General features: G+C 68.7%; 20 protein-coding genes. 7 read left to right on the top strand and 13 right to left on the bottom strand.

The annotated features are described in order from the left end of the window. Window positions 1-279: 279 nt before the first annotated feature. Entirely contained in the window at window positions 280-1,581 is a 1,302-nt protein-coding gene (gene glyA, locus HMPREF3121_RS01020; protein WP_070519172.1) for a serine hydroxymethyltransferase, read from the top strand. Window positions 1,582-1,672: 91 nt separating this feature from the next. Further along, a complete protein-coding gene (locus HMPREF3121_RS01015; protein ID WP_070519171.1) occupies window positions 1,673-2,509 on the top strand; it encodes an enoyl-CoA hydratase-related protein in 837 nt (278 codons plus the stop codon). 49 nt (window positions 2,510-2,558) lie between these two features. On the opposite strand, the gene HMPREF3121_RS01010 is transcribed toward HMPREF3121_RS01015, so the two are convergent. The 4 genes from HMPREF3121_RS01010 to HMPREF3121_RS00995 form a co-directional block, all read right to left on the bottom strand. Beyond that, window positions 2,559-2,975, bottom strand: coding sequence for a hypothetical protein (locus HMPREF3121_RS01010; protein ID WP_246816022.1), 417 nt, complete (start codon window positions 2,973-2,975; stop codon window positions 2,559-2,561). Window positions 2,976-3,184: 209 nt separating this feature from the next. Further along, window positions 3,185-4,357 (bottom strand): acyl-CoA dehydrogenase family protein, encoded by a 1,173-nt coding sequence (locus tag HMPREF3121_RS01005; RefSeq protein ID WP_070519170.1) that lies wholly within the window; start codon window positions 4,355-4,357, stop codon window positions 3,185-3,187. Window positions 4,358-5,123: 766 nt separating this feature from the next. Continuing rightward, complete coding sequence (pcaD, locus tag HMPREF3121_RS01000) at window positions 5,124-5,933, bottom strand: 3-oxoadipate enol-lactonase (protein WP_083291129.1); 810 nt, start codon at window positions 5,931-5,933, stop codon at window positions 5,124-5,126. After that, the gene (locus HMPREF3121_RS00995) at window positions 5,930-6,277 is read right to left on the bottom strand and encodes a DUF5997 family protein (protein ID WP_052054382.1); all 348 of its coding nucleotides are present in this window, start codon (window positions 6,275-6,277) and stop codon (window positions 5,930-5,932) included. The genes pcaD and HMPREF3121_RS00995 overlap by 4 nt, the downstream gene beginning before the upstream one ends. Before the next feature lie 37 nt (window positions 6,278-6,314). On the opposite strand from HMPREF3121_RS00995, the gene HMPREF3121_RS00990 reads away from it, so the two are divergent. Together HMPREF3121_RS00990 and HMPREF3121_RS00985 are read left to right on the top strand one after the other, a co-directional pair. Beyond that, on the top strand, window positions 6,315-7,172 hold the full coding sequence (locus HMPREF3121_RS00990; protein ID WP_083291135.1) for a LysR substrate-binding domain-containing protein: 858 nt from the start codon (window positions 6,315-6,317) through the stop codon (window positions 7,170-7,172). A gap of 56 nt (window positions 7,173-7,228) precedes the next feature. Continuing rightward, on the top strand, window positions 7,229-7,861 hold the full coding sequence (locus tag HMPREF3121_RS00985; protein WP_035123138.1) for a GNAT family N-acetyltransferase: 633 nt from the start codon (window positions 7,229-7,231) through the stop codon (window positions 7,859-7,861). 9 nt (window positions 7,862-7,870) lie between these two features. Here the strand turns inward: HMPREF3121_RS00985 and HMPREF3121_RS00980 are convergent, their stop codons facing one another. From HMPREF3121_RS00980 to glpX, 6 genes are all read right to left on the bottom strand, one after another. After that, window positions 7,871-9,430, bottom strand: a complete 1,560-nt coding sequence (locus HMPREF3121_RS00980; RefSeq protein WP_070519250.1) for an MDR family MFS transporter — start codon at window positions 9,428-9,430, stop codon at window positions 7,871-7,873. Window positions 9,431-9,483: 53 nt separating this feature from the next. Continuing rightward, window positions 9,484-10,149: a helix-turn-helix domain-containing protein gene (locus HMPREF3121_RS00975; protein ID WP_168161340.1), complete on the bottom strand. Its 666-nt coding sequence runs from the start codon at window positions 10,147-10,149 to the stop codon at window positions 9,484-9,486. A gap of 68 nt (window positions 10,150-10,217) precedes the next feature. Then, window positions 10,218-11,279: an aldo/keto reductase gene (locus tag HMPREF3121_RS00970; protein ID WP_070519166.1), complete on the bottom strand. Its 1,062-nt coding sequence runs from the start codon at window positions 11,277-11,279 to the stop codon at window positions 10,218-10,220. 140 nt (window positions 11,280-11,419) lie between these two features. After that, window positions 11,420-12,877 carry a TIGR01777 family oxidoreductase gene (locus tag HMPREF3121_RS00965; RefSeq protein WP_070519163.1) on the bottom strand — a complete coding sequence of 486 codons (1,458 nt, stop codon included), beginning with the start codon at window positions 12,875-12,877 and terminating at the stop codon, window positions 11,420-11,422. A gap of 176 nt (window positions 12,878-13,053) precedes the next feature. Further along, entirely contained in the window at window positions 13,054-14,454 is a 1,401-nt protein-coding gene (locus tag HMPREF3121_RS00960) for a class II fumarate hydratase (RefSeq protein WP_070519161.1), read from the bottom strand. Between the two features lie 198 nt (window positions 14,455-14,652). Further along, the gene (glpX, locus tag HMPREF3121_RS00955; RefSeq protein ID WP_035123153.1) at window positions 14,653-15,678 is read right to left on the bottom strand and encodes a class II fructose-bisphosphatase; all 1,026 of its coding nucleotides are present in this window, start codon (window positions 15,676-15,678) and stop codon (window positions 14,653-14,655) included. 201 nt (window positions 15,679-15,879) lie between these two features. Between glpX and HMPREF3121_RS00950 the strand changes: the two genes are divergently transcribed. Beyond that, window positions 15,880-16,449, top strand: a complete 570-nt coding sequence (locus tag HMPREF3121_RS00950; protein WP_083291127.1) for a DUF4245 domain-containing protein — start codon at window positions 15,880-15,882, stop codon at window positions 16,447-16,449. A gap of 76 nt (window positions 16,450-16,525) precedes the next feature. Here the strand turns inward: HMPREF3121_RS00950 and HMPREF3121_RS00945 are convergent, their stop codons facing one another. The 3 genes from HMPREF3121_RS00945 to HMPREF3121_RS00935 form a co-directional block, all read right to left on the bottom strand. Continuing rightward, window positions 16,526-16,804, bottom strand: a complete 279-nt coding sequence (locus tag HMPREF3121_RS00945) for an exodeoxyribonuclease VII small subunit (protein WP_035123155.1) — start codon at window positions 16,802-16,804, stop codon at window positions 16,526-16,528. Window positions 16,805-16,895: 91 nt separating this feature from the next. Next, window positions 16,896-18,131, bottom strand: coding sequence for an exodeoxyribonuclease VII large subunit (gene xseA / locus HMPREF3121_RS00940; RefSeq protein WP_035123156.1), 1,236 nt, complete (start codon window positions 18,129-18,131; stop codon window positions 16,896-16,898). A gap of 25 nt (window positions 18,132-18,156) precedes the next feature. Further along, window positions 18,157-18,660, bottom strand: coding sequence for a hypothetical protein (locus tag HMPREF3121_RS00935; protein ID WP_070519160.1), 504 nt, complete (start codon window positions 18,658-18,660; stop codon window positions 18,157-18,159). A gap of 82 nt (window positions 18,661-18,742) precedes the next feature. Between HMPREF3121_RS00935 and HMPREF3121_RS00930 the strand changes: the two genes are divergently transcribed. Beyond that, window positions 18,743-19,720: a 4-hydroxy-3-methylbut-2-enyl diphosphate reductase gene (locus HMPREF3121_RS00930; protein WP_070519248.1), complete on the top strand. Its 978-nt coding sequence runs from the start codon at window positions 18,743-18,745 to the stop codon at window positions 19,718-19,720. Between the two features lie 250 nt (window positions 19,721-19,970). Further along, window positions 19,971-20,304: hypothetical protein (locus HMPREF3121_RS00925; RefSeq protein ID WP_141742906.1), on the top strand; the 334-nt coding region annotated here is incomplete at its 3' end.

The following is a 20,304-nucleotide window of genomic DNA, read 5'->3' as shown; positions in this document are numbered from 1 at the left end:
ACGTGAGTGGCTTGGATGGTTGTGGGGGAGAGCGTGGGTCGCGGGTGAGAGGTGGTGGGCTGAGAAAAGGCGGGCCGCGAGTGGGGGATCTGGGGCGCCGGTCGGGGAGAGCGTGCGCCGTGGGTGGGAGGTGGCCAGCTGAGAAGGAGGCGGGCCGTTGGTGAGTGATGTGGTTCGCTGCAGGGGGAGACGACCCAGACCGAATCGGCCCCGCTGGAGGCGGGGGACTACGATGGCCTTTCGAACCCGTAGCTTCCTTCGAAAGGTTGTTGGCCACCCATGACCGGTATCCCCAGCGATGACGTCCGCTACCAGTCCCTCAGCGAACTCGACCCGGCAGTCGCCGAGGCCATGGCCGGCGAGCTCGCCCGCCAGCGCGACACGCTGGAGATGATCGCCAGCGAGAACTTCGTCCCCCGCGCCGTCCTGCAGGCCCAGGGCTCGGTGCTGACCAACAAGTACGCCGAAGGCTACCCGGGCCGTCGCTACTACGGTGGCTGCGAAAACGTCGACGTCGTCGAGGACCTCGCCCGCGACCGCGCCAAGGAACTCTTCGGCGCCGAATTCGCCAACGTCCAGCCGCACGCCGGCGCCCAGGCCAACGCCGCCGTTCTGCACGCGCTGATCAACGCCGGCGACCGCATCCTCGGCCTGGACTTGGCCCACGGTGGCCACCTGACCCACGGCATGAAGCTGAACTTCTCCGGCAAGCTCTACGAAGTCGGCGCCTACGGCGTTGACCCGGACACCATGCGCATCGACATGGACAAGGTCCGCGAGCAGGCGCTGGCCGAAAAGCCGGACGTCATCATCGCCGGCTGGTCCGCGTACCCGCGCCACCTGGACTTCGACGCGTTCCGCTCCATTGCAGACGAGGTCGGCGCGAAGCTGTGGACCGACATGGCCCACTTCGCCGGCCTGGTCGCCGCGGGCCTGCACCCCTCGCCGGTCGCCGCGTCGGACGTCGTGTCCACCACCGTGCACAAGACCCTCGGCGGCCCCCGCTCCGGCATGATCCTGGCCAAGCAGGACTACGCCAAGAAGCTCAACTCCGCCGTCTTCCCGGGCCAGCAGGGCGGGCCGCTGATGCACGCCATCGCCGCCAAGGCCGTGGCCCTGAAGATCGCCGGCACGGAGCAGTTCAAGGAGCGCCAGGAGCGCACCCTGACCGGCGCGCGCCTGCTGGCCGAGCGCCTCACCGCCGCCGATTGCAAAGACGCCGGCGTCGACGTCCTCACCGGCGGCACCGACGTGCACCTGGTGCTCGCGGACCTGCGCAACTCGGAGCTGAACGGCCAGGAGGCCGAGGACCTGCTCCACGAGGTCGGCATCACCGTCAACCGCAACGCCGTGCCGTTCGACCCGCGCCCGCCGATGGTCACCTCCGGCCTGCGCATCGGCACCCCGGCGCTGGCCACCCGCGGCTTCGACGAGAAGGCCTTCGAGGAGGTCGCCGACATCATCGGCACCGCCCTGGCCGCCGGCAAGAACGCCGACACCGCCGCCCTGCGCGCCCGCGTGTCCAAGCTCGCCGAGGACTTCCCGCTGTACGAGGGCCTCGAGGACTGGACCATCGTTTAGGACGGTCGTTTGGCGCCATCGTCTAGGACCTCGTTGAGGACCACCGGCTAAGTCCACCCCGGGATCGCGGACACCGGGTAGTTTGAGGGCCATGGAATTCGTCACCGTCACTCGCGACGCCGGCTTGCTCACCATCACCATCGACCGTCCCGAGGGCCACAACTCCCTGAACCGCGCTCTGCGGCTGGAGCTGCGGCGCGCTTTCGAGGATGCGGCGGAACAGTGCGTCGTCAAGCATGATGCCGACGCCGACGCCGACGCCACCGGCACGGGCGCCACGGACGCCGGCCCGGTGCGTGCAGTGCTGCTCAAGGGCGGGAAGAAGGTGTTCTGCACGGGGCAGGACCTCAAGGAACACCTGGTGGACATGAACGAGCCGTCGGCTATGGACAAGGTCGACACGGAGTACAACCCGATGGTCGCGGCGCTGGCGTCGATTCCGGTGCCGGTGGTCGCGGCGGTCAATGGTGCGGCGGCGGGCGCGGGCTGGTCGCTGGCGCTGAACTGCGATTTCCGGGTGGCGGCGCGGTCGGCGTCGTTCAAGGCGGCGTTCCCGTCGATTGGGTTGGCCACGGATTGCGGCATCAGCTACCTGCTGCCGCAGTTGGTTGGACCGGCGAAGGCGTTGCAGTTGCTTTTCGACGATCAGCCCGTCTCGGCGGAGGCGGCCCTCGAGTTGGGGCTGGTCACGCAGGTCGCCGACGGGGATGATGCCGATGCGGCGGCGGAGGAGTTCGCGCGGAGGCTCGCGTCGGGTCCGACGGGGTCGTACCGGGAGATCAAGGCGATGGTGAAGGATGCGGCGGCGATGTTGGCGGTCGCCGATTTGGAGGGCGGCGCGCAGAAGCGGCTGGTCAACTCGGTGGATCACCGCGAGGCCGTCGAGGCGTTCCTGAACAAGCGCGCCCCGAAGTTCACGGGGCGGTAGGGGGCGCCGTCGCGTCGGTGTTTCGTCGCGGGGCTTGCTTTGCGACGCCTCAGCGCACCGAACATCCGGCGTCGCAACCGGTGTCGGCGCATGGGTTGCGTCGCCATGCCCATGCCACCGCGGCGATGAGGGCGGCGAGGGAAATCCCGGCGAGGAACGGCTGCAGCGGTTGCCAGAAGCCCAACGCGCCCGACGTGCCCAGGGCGAGGAGCACGATCTTGTTGCAGACCGGGCAGGCCACGGCGAACATGGCCAGGCCCGCGCCGCCGATCGCCGGGCCCGACTTGGCCGAACCGGGGCGCTGCAGTCCGAAGTAGAGGCCCGTCAGCCCCGAGGTGGCCGCCAGGACCGGCAGCTCCCACGGCCGCACCGGCACGTCCCGGCCGAACATCGGGTTGGGGATGATGTCGGTGGGCACGCCGATGATGAGAAACGTCGCCAACGCCGCGCCCACGGCGACGACCACCCGGAACGCGCGCCCTGCGACCAGGACGGTCCCGCGATCGGGGTGGGCCGCGCACCGCCCCTGCACAGCCCCACCGCACCCACGACGAAGGCCCGCTCCCACCGGGGGAACGGGCCGTCGTCAAGCGCAAAAGCAATCAGGGGAGGCACGCCAACCGTGCCGCGGGAACCGGGCCGCACACGGCGCCGGCACCCGCCGAACCGCGAACCTTACGCGGCGCCGCCCTTGGCGATGCGGCGGAAGATGATCTCCTTCATGATCTCGTTGGTGCCGCCGTAGATGGTCTGCACCTTCGAGTCCAGGTAGTGCGTCGAGATCGGGTACTCGAGCATGAAGCCGTAGCCGCCGAACATCTGCAGGCAGCGGGTCACGATGTCCTGCTGCTCCTCGGTGGTCCAGAACTTCGCCATCGACGCCGCGGTCTCATCGAGGTTGCCGTCGTTGTGCGCCATGACGCACTGGTCGACGAACGCCTGCTGCACGGTGAGGCGCGAAGCGATGTCCGCCAGGTAGTGGCCGTGAACCTGGTGCTGGATCAGCGGCTTGCCGAAGGTCTCGCGCTCCTGCGCGTAGTTGTACGCCAGGGTCCAGGCGCGGCGGGAGGTGGCCACCGAACCGACGGCGACCGTCAGACGCTCGTGGGCCAGGTTGGTGCGCAGGTAACCGAACGCGGCACCCTCCTCGCCCAGCAGGTTCTCGGCCGGGACGCGCACGTTGTCGAAGTGCAGCTCGGCGGTGTCCTGGGCCTTCAGGCCGACCTTCTTCAGCGGGCCGGTCTTGGTGTAGCCCTCCAGGCCGGTGTCGACCACGAACATGGACACGCCGGCGCGGCCCTTCGACGGGTCGGTGATCGCCGCGACCAGCGCGAAGTCCGACAGCATGCCGTTGGAGATGAAGGTCTTCGCACCGTTGAGGACCCAGTGGTCGCCGTCGCGCTTGGCGAAGGTGCGCATGCCGGCGAGGTCGGAGCCCGCGCCCGGCTCGGTCATGGCCAGGCAGCCGATCAGGTCGCCGGCGTTCATCGGCGCCAGGTACTTCTGCTTGAGCTCCTCGGACGCGAACTTGGCCAGGTACGGGGCGCACAGGTCGTTGAGGGTGCCGAAGGACACGACGATCGAGCCGCAGTCGGACTTGGTCAGCTCCTCGTTGAGGACCTGGTTGTAGCGGAAGTCCATCTCGCCGCCGCCGCCGTAGGCCTCCGGGGTCGACATGCCGATGAGGCCGAGCTCGCCGGCCTTCTTGAAGACCTCGCGGTCCGGCATGCCCTGCTCGTGCCAGCGCTCGACGTTGGGGGTGATCTCCTTCTCGACGAAGCCGCGGACCATGTCGCGGAACATCTCGTGCTCTTCGTTGAAGTGGGTACGGGGCAGGAAGTCCTTCATGGGGGCGTCTCCTCGTGCTCGGTTGAGGTGGGGTCGGTGCGGTGCGCGGGTCCGGGCCGGTGGCTCGGGCTGCGGTCCGCTCTCCGGAATGTCTGTCTCAACCATTATGCATAAATATGTGACTGGGGCCACCGTTGGCGGTGACATTGCCCCCATTTTCGCCAAACCTGAGGGGCGTATCACGTTGCGGCGGGGCGCGCGGGCGGGGCGGTGATTGCGGGCGGGCTGCGGAATGTGCTGGTTGGGATGCTTTACGACGGTCGTGACTACCCCCGTTTCAACTTTTCGCCCGCGACTTAGGGCGCCCTAAAAAAATCGGTGTTTACCTGCGGTGACGACGGCGCGAAGTTGGCGTGCGAGATGGCCTCACGGGGGTGATTAACGCAAGCGTTTCGTTGTTTTAATCGCGTTGGTGCAGGTCGGGGATTATCGTTGCGCTCAGTGGTCAACTGCCACGACAGTCACGACAGTCAGTCACATGCAACCTCCAATTGCACACGAAGAGCGAGGCGGCCATCCCTTGGAACAGGATGGCCGCCTCGCTTTTTTGCGTTTCCGGCGGTTGTTCGGGCGCCTGCCGGGCTGCACATTTGACGAGTGTGCGCGTGAGGGCTTGTGGCGCACATTCGTCGGCCGGGTGGGGGCTGCAGATTTGACGAGTGTGCGCGAGGGACTCTGTGGCGCACATTCGTCGGCGCGGGCGGGGCTGCACATCTGACGAGTGTGCGCGTGAGGGCTTGTGGCGCACATTCGTCGGCGTCGTCGCCTACACGCCCCACTGCATGGCCAGCACCCGATTGACCGCGTCCGGCACCTCGACGTTGACCAGGTGCTTCGCCGGGGAAATCTCGGTCAACGACGACTCGGGAATGCCGTCGTACAGCGACGTCACCACATCAAGCGGAGTTGACGTGTCCTCCTCGCCGGCGATGACCCACGTGGGCACGGTGATGTCGCCGAGTTGCTCGCGGGTGTCGAACCCGGCGATGGCGTGGCAGCAGCCGGCGTAGCCCTCGTCCGAGGTGGCGCGGATGCCGTCGGCGAAACGGGCGGGCAGTTGCGGGTTCTCGGCGAAGCACTCGTCGGTGAACCAATTGCCCACGACGGTGTCGGCCAGCACGCCGGTGCCGTTGGCGCGGACGTTCTCGGCCTTGTCCAGCCAGGCGTCGGTCTCGCCGAACTTCGGTGCGGTCGAGATCAGGGTCAGGGTCCGCAGGCGCTCGGGGTGGTCCAGGGCGATGGTCTGGGCCACCGCGCCGCCGAGCGACAGGCCGACGATGTGGGCGCGGTCGATTCCGAGGGAATCCATGAGCGCCAGCACGTCGTCGGCCAGGCCGGTCATGGAATATTCGCCGACCGGCGCCGGGGATTCGCCGTGGCCGCGCAGGTCGACGGTGATGATCCGCGCCGACTCGGACAACGCCTCCACCTGCGGATCCCACATGTCGCGGGATGCGCCGAGCGACCCCAGCAGGATGGCGGTCGGCGCGCCCTCGCCCCCGCCCGTGGCGCCACCGTCGGCGCTGGCACCGGTCGGCCCGTGGACGTCGTATGCGAGCTCGACGGTTCCGGTCATTGCGCGCCCCCGTCCTTTCGTTCGGCGGCATCGGCGCGCTGCTGGGCCAGGGATGTTCGGGCCGCGCGCAGCCAGTCGGGCTGGTCGGCGAGGAGCGCCTTGATGTCTTCGGTGGTCAGCGGCTTGTCCATGTCGTTGGCTTTGAGGGCGGTGATGGTGATGCCCAGGCGCCGGGCGACTTCGGGCCGCGGGTGGGGGCCGGTGCGGCGCAGTTCGGCGAGCCATTCCGGCGGGTTCTTTTGGAGTTCCACGAACTGCTCGTGGCTCAAGTCCGACTGCTGGAAATCTTCGGGGGTCGCGGGCAGGTAGATGCCCAGTTTCTTGGCCGCGGTCAGGGGTTTCATGGGGCCCACGGTAGCACCGGCAAGTAGCATGGCGTTCATGTCGACCGTGCCCGCAGATCATGCCGAAGCCCGCGCCGATGTCACCGCAGACGCTGTTGCGGACGTCGCCGACCGGGGTGTGTCGCCGGGGCCGCGGGCGTTGCGGGTGGCGTTCGTTCCGGGGGTGATGCCGGAGAAGTGGTTTCGCCGGTACCGGGAGCGCACGGGGTTGGAGCTGACGTCGTTTTCCGCGGATGACCCGGTTGCGGAGCTGCGTGCGGGCCGGGCGGACATGGTGTTGGCCAGGGATCCCCGGGAGGACGATTCCCTGCACCGCATCAGGCTTTACGACGAGGCCTGCGGCATCGCCGTCGAGCGGGAACACGTGTTGTCTCTGCTCAAGGATGGTGAGGTCGTCGATCGAGCGGATCTCGAGGGGGAGACGGTGCTTCTCGACGCCTCGTCGGCGGCCGACCCGGGGGAGGTTCGGGACATGCTGCAGGTCGTGGCCACCGGGGCGGGCGTGGTGTTGGCGCCCCGGCCGCTGCTGCGGGCACTCAACGCCCGCGGCACGACCCACCGGGAAATCGCCCCGGCCGCCGGCGCCGAGCCGACGACCCTGTGGCTGACGTGGCCCAAGGACGGCGACGACGATCTGACGCAGGAACTGGCCGGCATCGTCCGCGGGCGTCGCGAAGGCTCCCGCCGGTCGGCGCTCGCCGACGATCGAACCCCGAAGAAGAAAATGTCGGCGCGGGAAAAGACGTTGGCCAAACAGGCTCGTCGTCAAGCGGCGAAGACGGGCGGCAAACCCACCGGAAAGACCGGCGCCAAGCGGGGCGGATCATCCGGCGGCGGCACGGGCCGGGGCGGTCGCGGAAAGGGCGGGCCCCGCGCATCGAAACGGCGACGCTGAACAGGCTTTTCGTCGATTCATTCGACGTGGCGCGCCAAATCGGACAGACTGGTCTCATGGCTGACGGAAACCGCGGATTCAGCATTCGGTTGATGCGCGAAGACGACTACCCGCAGGTGCAGGCGATCTACGAGATCGGCCTCGACACGGGGCACGCATCGTGGGAACACTCGGCGCCGGACTGGGAGGGGTTCAGCGCGCTGAAGCGGCTCGACCTCTGTTACGTCGCGACTTCCGACGACGACCCGTCGAAGATCCTCGCCTGGGCGTCGGCGTCGTCGGTGTCCAAGCGCCAGATCTTCAACGGCGTCATCGAGGACTCCATCTACGTTCATCCCGACGGGCAGGGCATGGGCATCGCCGGAGCGCTGCTCAACCACCTCATCGACGAGGCCACCGAGAAGGGCTGCTGGTCCATCCACTCGTGGGTGTTCCCCGAAAACGTCGGCTCGCTGAAGCTGCACCGCAAGGTCGGTTTCCGCGAGGTCGGCGTGTACCACCACATGGCGAAGATGACCTACGGGCCGATGGCCGGCCAGTGGCGCGACATCATCATCCTCGAGCGCCTGCTGGAAAAGCCCGAGGAACGAGCCGAGAAGCGCGCCATCAAGGAGGCCGAGGAGTCCGGCGACCCGGTGCGGCCGGTGCTGGAGAAGCTCGACAACGCCGCCGACCAGGTCGGCGCGTAAGGGCGGGGGTTACTCCACGGTCTCCTTGAGCTTGTCCTCGCGGACGAACGCCAGGATGATCGCGGCGGCGGCCATGAGCGGCACGAGCATGAGCAGCACCGGCGTGAAGCCGTCGTTGTAGCTGCTGACCACCACGTCGCGGATGGGGTCGGGCAGGCTGTCGAGGATCGCCGGCGTCAGGGTCGACGCGGACCCGTGGGAGAAGGCGCCGTCGACGGGCATGCGCTGGGCCAGCAGGTCGCGCATGCGGTGGATGAAGATCGCGCCGACGACGGAGGAACCCACGGCACCGCCGATCTGGCGGAAGAAGTTGTTCGTGGCGGTGGCGGTGCCGACGACGCGCACGGGGAACGAGTTCTGCACGATGAGCACCAGCACCTGCATGACCAGGCCCAGTCCGAAGCCCATGAGGAACAGGTTGCCGCCGATGACCGCGGTCGACGTGTCGGGGGTCAGGGTGGACATCAGGCCCAGTGCGGCGGCGACGAGCGCCATGCCGACGACGGGGTACCACTTGTAGTGGCCGGTGCGGCTGATGATCCAGCCGACGGTGATGGACGTGCCGAGCATGCCCACCATCATGGGGATCATCATCAGGCCGGCGACGGTGGGGGACATGCCGTGGACCATCTGCAGGTACGTGGGCAGGTAGGCCATCGTGCCGAACATGCCGACGCCCATCGCGAAGCCGGCCAGGGTGGTCAGCACGAAGTTGCGGTTGGCGAACAGGGCCATCGGCACCAGGGGGTTCTTCGCGCGCTTTTCGACGACCACGAACAGGCACCAGGCCACGATGGACACGGCGATGAGGGAGATGATCATCGGGGAACCCCACGGGTATTGGGTGCCGCCCCAGGTGGACATGAGGATCAGCGACGACGTGGCGATGATCATCAACGCGGTGCCGGCCCAGTCGAAGTCGCCGGTGGTGGGGCGCTTGGGCAGGCGCAGGTAGCGCCAGGCGGCGATGAGGGCGACGAGGCCCAGCGGGACGTTGATCCACAGGCCCCAACGCCAGCCGGGGCCGTCGGTGAACCAGCCGCCGAGGACCGGGCCGAGCACGGAGCTGAGGCCGAAGGTGGCGCCGAACAGGCCCATGTACTTGCCGCGTTCGCGGGCGGAGACGACCTCGGCCATGATCGCCTGCGACGACACCATCAGCGTGCCGGCGGCGAGGCCCTGGACGGCCCGACCGATGATCAGCAGGGTCATGTCCTGCGCCAACGCGCCCATGATGGAGCCTGCGATGAACATGGAGATGCCGAAGAGGAACAGGCCCTTGCGGCCGATCATGTCGCCGAGCTTGCCGACGATGGGCAGGGCGATGGTCTGCGCCAGCAGGAAGCCGGTGATCACCCACGACATGTGCTCGACGCCGCCGAGTTCACCGACGATGGTCGGCAGGGCGGTGGAGAAGATCATCTGGCCCAGCGAGCTCATGAGCATCGACAGGATCAGCGCGGCAAGGATCAGCCCCAGGTTGCCGCGGTTGTTCTCGACGACCCGGGCGTGGTCGGCGACTGCGGCGGATGTGCCGGCGGAGGCCCCGGTGGAGGCTGCCGCGGGCATGGCGGACTCACCGCTCGGGGTGGTGGCGGTGTTCGCGGATTCGGGTGTCGGGTTCACGCGTTCAACTCCTTCGCGAATCGGGTGACGAGGCGTGCGGCGTCGTGGATGGGGGACCCGTCGGCGCCGATGCGGTCGTGGGAGACGGCGAGCCACACGGCCTCGCGGATGAGGCCCGTGATCAGCCCGGCTTCCTCGTCGGCGCCGAGGTCCGGCATGGTCCGCGCCTCCGGGTGGGCCTCCAGGTGATCGGCGACGGCGCCGCGCATCCGCCGTATCGTCGCGGCCCGGCTGGCCATCGACACCATGAGCATGTTCGGCGTGGAGTTGATGATCTCGCGCCGCAACCTGCGCATGCGCCGGTGTCGTTCGGCGCGTTCGTCGGGGGGAAGGTCGTCGTCTTCCAGCGAAGGGCTGGCGATGGCGGTTTCGACGACGTCGAGCAGCGCCGAGTACGGGGTTGCGTCGGGCCGTGCCGCGGCATCGGAAAACGCCCGTGCTTCGGCATCGCCGAACTCGACCAGCCCGCGGCCGAAGATCGCGTGGTCCTTCGACGAGAAGTAATTGAAGAAGGTACGGCGGCTGACCTCGGCGGCGGTGCAGATGTCTTCGACGGTGACGTCGTCGTATCCGCGGTCGGCGATGAGGGTGAGCGCCGCGTCCTCGATTCCGCGTCGGGTGCGGCGGCGCTTGAGTTCGCGCAGGCCGCAGTCCGCTGTCATGTTCGCTTCCATGAGGTGCAAATATACACCCCGTGCAAGTTTGCCCGCAATGCAGGTTTGTATGCGCGTCAGTCGCGCACGGACTTCGTCGCACCCTCCCACTGGTTGATGCCCCGGTCGACCGCCCATTCGTCGATGGCGCGGAGCTGGTCGTCGGTGAAGGGCTCGGCGTCGGCGGCGTCGAGGTTCGCGTCGAGCTGGGCCACCGAGCTGGCGCCGATGAGCGCCGAGGTGACCTCGGGGCGGCGCAGCACCCAGGAGATCGCCATCTGCGCCAGCGACTGACCGCGGTCGGCGGCGATGCCGTCGAGCGCGCGGATCGCGGCGAGGGTGTCGTCGGTGAGGAAGTCCGCGTTCATCTTCCCGTCGCCCAGGCGCGAATGCTCCGGAACGCCGTCCAGATACCGGTCGGTGAGCAGTCCCTGCGCGAGCGCGGAAAACGCGACGACGCCGATGCCCTCCTCGGCCGCGACGTCGAGAAGCGCCGGGGAACCGTCGTCGCCGGGGCGCTCGATCCAGCGGTTGAACATCGAGTAGCTGGGCTGATGCAGCACCAGCGGCGTGCCCAGGTCACGGGCGATGGCCTGCGCGCGCCGCGTCGTCGCCGGCGAGTAGCTGGAAATGCCCGCGTAGAGGGCCCGGCCCGACCGGACGATGAAATCCAGCGCCGCCATCGTCTCCTCCAGCGGCGTGTCCGGGTCGGGGCGGTGGTGGTAGAACACGTCGACGTAGTCCAGGCCCATGCGGCGAAGCGACGCATCACAGCTGGCCACGAGGTACTTCCGGGAACCGCCGAACCCATGCGGGCCCTGCTGCATCCACCAGCCGGCCTTGCTGGTGACGGTGAATTCGTCGCGGTAGGGCGCCAGGTCCTTGGCCACGATGCGGCCGAAGTTCTCCTCCGCCGAACCGGGCGGCGGGCCGTAGTTGTTGGCCAGGTCGAAGTGGGTGACGCCCCTGTCGAAGGCGCGGCGCACGATGGCGCGCATGCCGTCGAAGGGGCGGTCGTCGCCGAAGTTGTGCCACAGTCCCAGCGAGATCTCCGGCAGCTTCAGGCCGGAGGCGCCCGCTCGGCGGTGGGGCATGGCGTCGTGGTGGTTCGGGTCGGCTGCGTAGACGTCCGGATACATGGCATCCAGGATGCGCCGATTCGCTGGGTCGTGCCACCGTCCAAACGACGTGTCCGAAAAACGCATGCTTTACGACGGCGCGACCACCGCACGGGACACGTCCGCCGTCGTGCCGTGATCTGGGGTCTCCGCTGCGGTGCTCACTCCGCCCGCAGCAGCTCGTGGCGCAATGCCTTCTTCAGGTCCGGGAAGCGGAATTCGTGGCCCACCGCCTGCAGTGCGGCGGGGATCGCCCGCTGGTTGGCGAAGGCCAGCTCCTCGGCGCCGCGGCCGCCCAGCACCAGCGAGGGGGCGACCTTCGGCACGGGGATCGCGGCCGGGCGTCGGAGCACCGAGGCCAGCGTCCGCGTGTATTCGGCATTGTCGACGCCACCCGGCGCGACAGCGTTGACCGGCCCCTCCAGGCTCGGGTCGAGGGCGGCGCGATGGTAGACGTCGAGGAGATCGTCCAGGGCGATCCACGGGAACCACTGTCCGCCGTCGCCGAGCGTTCCGCCCAGCCCGGTGGAGGTGATGCCGGCCAGGATCGGCAACAGGCCACCGCCGCCGGCCTGCACCAGCCCGGTGCGCACGCACGTGACCCGGATGCCGGCTTCCCGCGCCGGAGCCCACGCGGCTTCCCAATCCCGGACGATGTCGGCGAGCGGGCCGGACCCCGGGGGCGCAGACTCGTCGAGAAGTTCCGTGCCTCGATCCGCCCCGTAATAACCGACGGCCGAGGCCGAAACGACCGCCTCCACCTGTGACGCCGCCGCCAGTTCGGCGAGCTTCCGGCTCGGCCCGACGCGGGAATCGCGGACTTTGGCCAGGTGCTTGTCGGTGAAACGCCCGGCGATCGGCGCTCCGGCGAGGTGGATGAGCACGTCGATGCCGTCGAGAAGGTCGCCGGCCGGGGCCTCCGGATCCCACGTGCGGGTGTTCGGCTCGGTGGAGGAGGTTCGCGTCAGCTTCACGACGTCATGGCCGGAGGTCGACAGCAGCGCGCAGAGCATCGAACCCACGGTGCCCGATGCGCCCGTCACCGCGATGATCTTGCGGGGCAGCGCGTTGTGGGGATGCGGGCGCACCGGGTGTTCGCGGGTGCCCGAGGCGGTCGGCGGGCCGTCGTCACGCGAAGAAGCCACGGCCGACGCCAGCCTGTCGGCGGCCGCGAAGTCGCCCTCGAGAACCGCCGCCCGGTAGGCGAAGACGCCCGCGATGGTGCGGCGCGGCACACGGGAGGTGACCTCGTCGACGACGTTGGTCCACCAATCGGGGTGATCCTCGCCGGGACCGCGGACGTCCTCGAAACGGTGGACGTGGCGCCAACCGAGCATGCGGCGGAAGGGTTGGTTGGCCACGTAATCGGCGAAACGATGACCGGCGACGTACTCCCCGCGATCATGCTTCGCCCGCCACGACAGGCCCGCTGGCATGTCGAACACCGTCGTGCCGTCGCGGAGATTCGCGGCCTCCTCCACCGGCGTCATCGGCAACAGCCCCGGCGTCAGGCGGCGCACCGCGCCGGGCCGCGCGAACCAGTCGACCACCCGCTCGCGTGGATGAAACAGCAGGTGAGTGAAACGGTCGGCCGTCGGGGCGATGAACGGGATGGCCATGGGGTCGTCCTTCCGTGGTTCGTGCGGGCCGCGCCGATGAGCACGACCGGGGCGGGTCGACGCCGGCCCGTTGGTGAACGACGATACGCAAAACACCGCGCCCCGCCCCCGGGAAACCCGGGGACGGGGCGCGGCGCGTCAAGCGGTTCGGCCGGCGTGCGGCCGAACGGCGGAGACTAGTCGCGGTCGGTGTTGGCCATGGCCAGCACGTCGAGGCGCTTGTCCAGCTCCTCCTCCGTCAGCTTCTCGCCATCGACGAAGCCCATGTCGATGACGGTCTGGCGGATGGTCTTGCCCTCCTTGAGGGCGGTCTTGGCCACCTTGGCGGCGTTTTCGTAGCCGATGGCGGAGTTCAGCGGCGTCACGATGGACGGCGAGGACTCGGCCAGGGTCTTCATGCGTTCCTCGTTCGGCTCGATGCCGTCGACCAGCTTCTCCGCGAAGACGCGGGCGGTGTTGGCCAGCAGGCGGGAGGACTCGAGGACGTTGCGGGCCATCACCGGGATGAACACGTTGAGCTCGAACTGGCCCTGGGTGCCGGCGAAGGCGACCGCGGCGTCGTTGCCGATGACCTGAGCGGACACCTGGGTGGCGGTCTCGCACAGCACCGGGTTGACCTTGCCCGGCATGATCGACGAACCCGGCTGCAGGTCCGGCAGGTGAATCTCGGCCAGACCGGTCAGCGGGCCCGAGCCCATCAGGCGGATGTCGTTGGCGATCTTGTACAGCGACACGGCGACGACGCGCATGGCGCCGGAGAACTCGACCAGGGCGTCGCGGTTGGCCTGGGCCTCGAAGTGGTTCTTGGCCTCGGACAGCTCCTTGACGCCGGTCAGCTCGACGAGCTCGGCGGTGACCTTGGCGCCGAAGTCGGCCGGGGTGTTCAGACCGGTGCCGACGGCGGTGCCGCCGATGGGCAGCTCGCCCAGGCGCGGCAGGGTGGCCTCGATGCGCTCGATGCCGGCCTCGATCTGGCGGGCGTAGCCGCCGAACTCCTGGCCCAGGGTCACCGGGACGGCGTCCATCAGGTGGGTGCGGCCCGACTTGACCACGGACTTCCACTCGGCGGCCTTCTTCGCCAGCGACTCCTGCAGAACCTTCAGGCCCGGGATCAGGTCGTTGACGGCGGCCTCGGTGGCGGCGACGTGGGTGGCGGTCGGGAACGTGTCGTTCGACGACTGGCCCATGTTGACGTGGTCGTTCGGGTGGACCTCGACGCCGTTGGCCTTCGCGATGGAGGCGATGACCTCGTTGGTGTTCATGTTCGAGGAGGTGCCGGAACCGGTCTGGAAGACGTCGATCGGGAACTCGGCATCGTGCTTGCCGTCCGCGATCTCCTTCGCGGCGGCCACGATGGCGTCGGCCTGCTCGGCCGGCAGGAGGCCACGGTCCTTGTTGACGATCGCGCACGCCGCCTTCAGCAGGCCCATCGCGCGGATCTGCTGGGCCTCGAGGCCACGGCCGGAGATCGGGAAGTTCTCGACGGCGCGCTGGGTCTGGGCACGCCACAGGGCGTCGACGGGCACCTTGACCTCGCCCATGGTGTCGTGCTCGGTGCGGTACTGCTGCTCGGTCATAAATTCCTCTTTCGTGTCGGGTCCATCTGAGGTGTGAAAGGTGGATGGATTCCATCCCCAAGTATTGCGCACCCGCCGGGCCCGTGGTGGGCTCCACCCCCGGCGGGTGCGGGTGAGCGCCGCGACCGGGCCACCACGGCCGATCGCGACGCTCGCCGACGGTGGCCGCGGGCATGTGCGCGGCCACCGAACGGCGTTCTACAGGTCCATGTCCGGGAAACCGTTCGAGCCGTAGTCCACGGAGGAGAACTGGCGCAGCTTCTCCAGCGAGTGCCAGGCCTCGATGTTGCGGACCGTGCCCGACTTCGAGCGCATGACCAGCGAACGGGTCCAGGCGCCCTTGCCGCGGTAGGCGACGCCGCGCAGCATGTCGCCGTTGGTGACGCCGGTGGCGACGAAGTAGCAGTTGTCCGAGCTGACCAGGTCATCGGTGGTCAGGACGGTGTCGAGCACAAGGCCGGCGTCGAGGGCCTTCTGGATCTCGGCCTCGTCTCGCGGATGCAGCTTGCCCTGGATCTCGCCGCCCATGCACTTCATGGCGCACGCGGTGATGACGCCCTCCGGGGTGCCGCCGATGCCCATCATGATGTCGACGGAGTTGGTGTTCTGCGCGGCGGCCACGGCACCGGCGACGTCGCCATCGCCGATGAGACGGATCTTCGCGCCTGACTCGCGGATGTCGCGGATCAGGTCGGCGTGGCGCGGACGGTCGAGAACCATCACGGTGACGTCCTCCTTGCGCAGGCCCTTGGCCTTGGCGACGGCAGTGATGTTGTGGTCGACCGGGGCCTCGATGTCGATCTTGCCCGCGGCCTCCGGGCCGACGGCGATCTTGTCCATGTAGAACACCGCGGAGGGGTCGTACATGGTGCCGCGCTCGGCGGCGGCGAGAACGGCGATGGAGTTCGGGCGGCCCTCGGCCATCAGGGTGGTGCCGTCGATCGGGTCGACGGCGATGTCGACCTCCGGGCCCTCGCCGTTGCCGACCTTCTCGCCGTTGAACAGCATCGGGGCCTCGTCCTTTTCGCCCTCGCCGATCACGACCACGCCGTTCATCTGCACGGTGTTGATGAGCTTGCGCATCGCGTCGACCGCGGCGCCGTCGCCCTTCTCCTTCTGACCACGACCGACCCACTGGCCGGCGGCCAGTGCCGCGGACTCGGTGACGCGGACCAGCTCCATGGCGAGGTTGCGGTCGGGGATTTCGGGATTGACAGCGTTCATGTTCGGGTGGCCTCCGTCTTTGAGTATGAAGCGTCTGAAGATCGGCGCGTAAAGGATCGCCGCACCCCGTTTCGGGGCCCGGCGGCCATGCGGGACGCGCCCCGCATGGGCTCCACCTCAAGTGTTCCACTTTTTCGGAAATGACGGCGGGCGGGGCAGTCGTGTTCGGGGGTGGCGGCGTGGGATGGCATACTTGGGCGCGTGAAATCGGAGAAGCCCAGGATTCTGCAGGATGGCCGCGACATGACCATGACCCTCGTGGTCTTGGGCATCGCGATGCTGGTCACCGTCGGCTTCACCGGTCTGTGCAGCTTCAATCCGGGCAAGCCGGAGAACGGGCCGGTTCGGGAAGTCGACTCGGCGTCGTTCCTCCAGATGGAGGCCCAGCGCGCCGATTATCCGGTGCGCGAGCCGGAAACGCCGCAGGGGTGGCAGCCCAACTCGGTGCGCGCCGGCATGGCCGACGGCCACATCACGACGATCCTCGGTTTCGTCACCGCCAACGGCGATTACGTCCATGCGTTGCAGACCGACGCCCCGCTCGAGTCGTTGCCGGCCGACGGCAAGGCCCGCGTCGACGACGGCACGGTCGACGTCGATGGCGTGACGTGGGTGAAGAAGGAGGGCGTCGAGCCGAACACCCGCCGCACCTGGGTCGCCGACCTGGGCGACTCCCGCGTGCTTCTCGAAGGCTCCGCCAACGACGACGAGTACCGCGTGCTGGCCAAGGCCATGCAGGACGCGCCGATCGTGGAGAAGCACACCAACTAGGGCCAACCGGGTTCGGTCGGGACCAACCGGGTCCGGTCAATCCCGACCGGGTTCGATCAGGTCCAACCGGGTCCGGTCAGTCCCGGTCGTCGTCCTCGCCGCCGGCGCCCTCTGCGCCGCGGGACAGCGCAGCCTCGACCTTGGCCTTCGCGCCGGCCAGATGCTCTTCGCAGCGTCGCGCCAGCGCCTCGCCGCGCTCCCACAGCGCCAGCGAATCATCCAGGCCCATTTGGCCCATCTCCAGCAGCTTCACGGTTTCCACCAGCTCGTCGCGCGCCTGTTCGTAACCGAGCTTTTCGACGGGCACCGGCTCGGCTCCGCGGCCGTCACCCGCGCCGACAACGTCCTGGTTCATGTGCGTGTTCCTCTCGTGTTTCCGGCCCTCGGCCGGGGATTGGTGTTCGGTGTCGTGGCGTCCGGTCGGTCAGTCATCGGTCGGTAAGCGGTCAGTCGGCGGGTTTGACGCCCATCGCGGCCGCCGTGATCGAACCGTCGGCCACTCGGATGCGCAACTGCGAACCCGGCGGCGACTGATCGATGGTGGTGACCACCTGATCACCCGAACCATCGCGCGGCTGGACCTGCACCACCGCGTAACCGCGGGCCAGCGTCGCCGCCGGCCCCAGCGCGGAGACCTTGCCGCGCAACCCGGCGACCAGCGACTCCTCGCGCTCCAGACGCCGCGCCATTGCACTGCGCAAACGATCACGGCCGCGTCCGATGTCCTCCGACCGGGCGCGGATCGGCGTCATCGGATCCGCCAAAACGGGACGCGAGCGCAAATCCCGGACGATGCGGGCCTCCCGGTCGACCCACCGTCGCAAAGCCGCCGCGGAGCGGGCCCGAAGCTCCGCCAACCGGTGACGCTCCTCCATCACGTCCGGGACGACCCGCTTGGCGGCATCCGTCGGCGTCGCCGCACGCACATCCGCGACATGATCCAGCAGCGGATTGTCCGGTTCATGGCCGATCGCCGACACCACCGGAGTCCGCGCACGGCTGACCGCACGGACCAGGGCCTCGTCGGAAAAGGGCAGCAGATCCTCCACCGACCCGCCGCCGCGGGCGATGATGATGACGTCGACCGACGGATCGGCGTCGAGCCTCTCCAACGCCGGAATAATCTCCGACACCGCCTTGGCGCCCTGGACGATGGTGTTGATCACCTCGAAATCGACCTCCGGCCACCGACCCCGCGCCACCGCCAGCACATCACGCTCGGCGGCCGACCCCCGACCCGTGATCAAGCCGACTCGCCGCGGCAAAAACGGCAGGGGGCGCTTGAGGCGGGCGTCGAAAAGCCCCTCGGCCGCCAACGCCACCCGCAACCGCTCGATGCGCGCCAACAACTCGCCCACGCCCACCGGCCGCCACTGCGTCGCCCATAACGAAAAAGACCCGCGGCCCGCGTAAAACGCCGGTTTACCCAACATGACCACCCGGTCACCCGTGCTCAACGGATTCGCCCGCAACGCCGCCGTCGAACACGTCACGGACACCGACGCATCCGCCTGCGTGTCACGCAACGTCACATACGACAACTTCCAGGTCGGCTTGGAACTGATCTGCGCGATCTCGCCCTCGACCCAGATCTGGCCCAACTGCTCGATCCAGTCCTTCACCATCTGATTCAGACGACGGACCTGGACCGGCGACTCCGGCGTGGTGGTCAGCTTCGACATGTGGCGCTCGTACCGTCCCCGCCCGTCAGTCGCGCAGGGCGTTGTCGAGCAGCGTGCGGAACGCCGGACGATCGCCCAGGGTGCGCTCGTGGCGGCTCAACGCCGACAACTGCACGGCATCCAACGTCGGGATCAGATCCTCCAGATCCTCCGCGTCCATGTCCGCGTACCCGACATCCCGGGCGACCTGCTCCGGGGCGGGCACGTCACCGTCGGCTGCGGCGCGCGCGGACGCCGCCGCCGACGCCGAATTCGCCGCAGCGGCGTCGGGATCGACGTCCTCGTCGAACGTCGCCCACGCCGGCTGTTCCTCCACCGGCGTGGCCAGCTCCTCCAACACCATGTCGCCGCGGGCCACCAGATCGGTGAAATTCTGGCGGGCCCGCATGGCCGAGCCCGCCGCCGACGTCAACGCCGAACCCGCGACGCGACCGGGCAGTCGACGCAGGCGGTAGGGGAGGCGAAACGCCTCTTCGACGGTGGTGACGGCGATGCCTGCCGCAAGGCGGATGGGCAACGGTGCGGGCATGTCAACGCTCCTGGTGGAAGGGAAGTGGCGGGAAGTGGTCGGCTTGTGTCGATTGTAGGTGCCTTTGGCTAGGGTGGTGGCCATGACGACTATCTCAACCGACGCAACCGCCGCCGAGAAGAAGGTGCTGCTGGCCGCCCCGCGCGGGTACTGCGCCGGCGTCGATCGCGCCGTCGAGACCGTGGAAAAGGCCCTGGCCATGCACGGCGCGCCCCTGTACGTGCGCAAGGAAATCGTGCACAACAAGTACGTGGTCGAAACCTTCGAGGAGCAGGGCGTCATCTTCGTCGACGAGACCGACGAAGTGCCGCACGGCGCCAACCTGGTGTTCTCCGCCCACGGCGTCTCGCCCGAGGTGCACCGCCAGGCCAAGGCCCTGGACCTGCACACCTTCGACGCCACCTGCCCGCTGGTGACGAAGGTCCACAACGAGGTCAAGCGCTTCGCGCGCGACGGCTACCAGATTCTGCTCATCGGCCACGAGGGCCACGAGGAGGTGGAGGGCACCGCAGGCGAGGCCCCGGATCGCGTGCACCTCATCGACGGCGCCGAGTCCATCGAGTCCCTCGACTTCGGCCCCGAGGACAAGCTGGTGTGGCTGTCCCAGACCACCCTGTCGGTCGACGAAACCATGGAGATGGTCGACCTGCTCAAGGCGAAGTACCCGCACATCCAGGACCCGCCGAGCGACGACATCTGCTACGCCACCCAGAACCGCCAGGTCGCTGTGAAGGCCCTGGCTCCGAAGTGCGACCTGGTCATCGTGGTCGGCTCGCAGAACTCCTCCAACTCGAAGCGTCTGGTCGAGGTGGCGCTGCAGGCCGGTGCCCGCGATTCGCACCTGGTCGACTACGCGCACCAGATCCAGGACGAGTGGTTCGACGGCGTGACCACCATCGGCCTGACCTCCGGTGCGTCGGTGCCGGAGATCCTGGTCAAGGGCGTCTTGGACTACCTCGCCGAGCGCGGGTACGTCGACGTCGAGGAGGTTCGCACGGCCAGCGAGAAGATCGTGTTCTCCCTGCCGCGCGAGCTGCGCGAGGCCCGCGTCCAGCGCTAGACGTCGGGCCCCGGCCCAAACCACGGGTTCAGCACTCCGAACCCAAACCACGGGTTCAGCACTCCGAACCCAAACCACGGGGTCCAAACCACGGGGTCGATGCCGACCCCGTGGTTTAGCGCTTTAAAAGGGGCGATCCCGTGTTTCGGACCCCGTGGTTTGCGGGTGGGGCGGGGGCCGCCGGCGGCGCAGGGCCCGGAATATCGGAGAGCCGGCCGGTGAATCAGTCGCGGCGGAGGTCGTCGCGCGAGTGCCGCGGGCGTTCGTGGCGCGGCGGCCATTCCCGCACGCGTCGGCGTTCCGGGTGTGCTTCACGACGTCCGTCGTAACGCGCACCATCCCGGTACCGGTCTTCGCGGCGGGCATCATCGCGTCGGACATCGTCCCGTCGGGGAGCCATGCGGCGGTCGTCCCGAGGGACGCCGCGACGGTCATCACGGGGCGCCGAACGGCGGTCGTCGAAGCGGTACTCGCGCACGCCGCGATCGTCGCGGGCATCGCGCCGGACACGGCGGGGATCCTCGCTGCGGCGGGCGGCGCGCTGGATGTCCCGGCGGCCGGCATGAGCTGCGGCACGGTCGTCG

Source organism: Corynebacterium sp. HMSC11E11, from assembly GCF_001807025.1.
Taxonomy (GTDB): Bacteria; Actinomycetota; Actinomycetes; order Mycobacteriales; family Mycobacteriaceae; genus Corynebacterium; species Corynebacterium freneyi.
This window is presented reverse-complemented; position numbering and strand designations above follow the sequence as displayed.